This is a genomic window from Paenibacillus sp. NMA1017 (genome assembly GCF_058895805.1).
Window position 1 is genome coordinate 1 of the sequence record NZ_JBZXYR010000046.1, and the last position, 1,510, is coordinate 1,510.

The 1,510-nt window shown below is 39.1% G+C and carries 2 protein-coding genes; one reads left to right on the plus strand and one right to left on the minus strand.

All coding sequences use genetic code 11. The features are described 5' to 3' along the window. On the plus strand, window positions 1-711 hold a 711-nt coding region (locus AC5ELV_RS26245; protein ID WP_493432451.1), incomplete at its 5' end, for a helix-turn-helix domain-containing protein. 375 nt (window positions 712-1,086) lie between these two features. Here the strand turns inward: AC5ELV_RS26245 and AC5ELV_RS26250 are convergent. Further along, on the minus strand, window positions 1,087-1,510 hold a 424-nt coding region (locus AC5ELV_RS26250; protein ID WP_493432452.1), incomplete at its 5' end, for an HAD hydrolase family protein.

Here is a 1,510-nt window from a genome sequence, read left to right on the forward strand (position 1 = left end):
AATGGAAGTATCACTCGATTGCATCAAGGGGATGGACTTTTTGTGAATAGCCAACGTTTGCATTTCGGCTATTCTCTTGCAGACCATAAAAATTGTTTATTCCTTGTCGTCGTCATTCATCCCTCTATCCTTGGTGAGAAGACATCATTTATTCAAACATACTGGGGGGAAAAGTTTAGTCTAATGATGGCTGATTTTGTTGTACTTACAGATCAGGTTGATTGGCAGAAAAGAATACTACTGTCCATTCAAGAAATCTATCAGGAAATGCATAAGGACCATACTCCTCCAAATCCGCTTCGTCTGGCATCACAAGCTTTATCTTTGTGTGCAACAATAGGGGATCATTTGCAACCCATTTCTGGGCAACCTGGAGCATTAACGCATGTTCAGGAAATGACTCGTTTCATTCATCAAAACTATGATCAAAAAATAACTCTTGAGGAGATCGCATCTGCAGGAGCTGTTTGCAGAAGCCGTTGCTGCACATTATTTAACAAGTATGTGGGCCAGACGCCCAACAACTATGTCACTCAATATCGCCTCCAAAAAAGTTGCGAAATGTTAAAAGAAACACGAAGATCCATAAGTGAAATCGCACTTGCCTGCGGTTTCCAAAGTGCTAGTTATTTTTCGTCCATTTTTCGTAAACAGATGGGTGTAGTTCCACAAAATTATCGAAAACAAGTTTCGAATAACGATTCAACTTGAATGGAAGTAATACAAACATTTTTTTTGGAATAATCTGGATTACAACAGTCTTCCAATCAAATATTATTTTCTCAAAAGCGTAATATAGAAATTCAAACAATAAGGAGTACGGGCTTTACGTAGAGGAACAACCTGGTTTTTTCACGGAGAGCGCTAACATGCCAGCGTCTTTTTAGATATTTTGGGGCAACATATCCCGCAAAAGTTTCATTCTTTATTGATACATGTGATGAGTCTGCTCATAAATCATTTCTTTTTCGGTACATAATAACCATTGGAAGTGCCTGTTTCTGCAACTCAAATGATAAGAGAGCGGGGCAATCACACCATTGCCCCGCTCTTTTACATAATGCAATACCAGTTGACAGACAAGGATCACTGCAAATCCAGTATTTTTTGAATCGTGAGAAGAACACCATTTTCTTCGTTTGACTTAGTAATGAAGTTTGCTGCTTTTTTAGTATTTTCACAAGCATTACTCACTGCAAAACTGTATTTCGCGATTGCCATGAGTTCCACATCATTCTCGCCGTCACCAAATGACATTGTTTCCTCGTATGTGACGCCCAACATTTCTTGCAGTTTCTTTACTGTCTCACCTTTATGCGTATGCAATGCCGTGATATCCAGCCATCTAGCTTCTGAATCAACAATATAAATTTGTCCACCCAACGTATTCTCAACATGCGCTCTTAATGCTGTACTTCGTCCCTCCGTGTCGAAGACCGTAATTTTGATAAAACAGCTAGCTATGTTTGCAAAGGAGTCTGTTTTTAATACACGTTCATAGGAGCCTTTA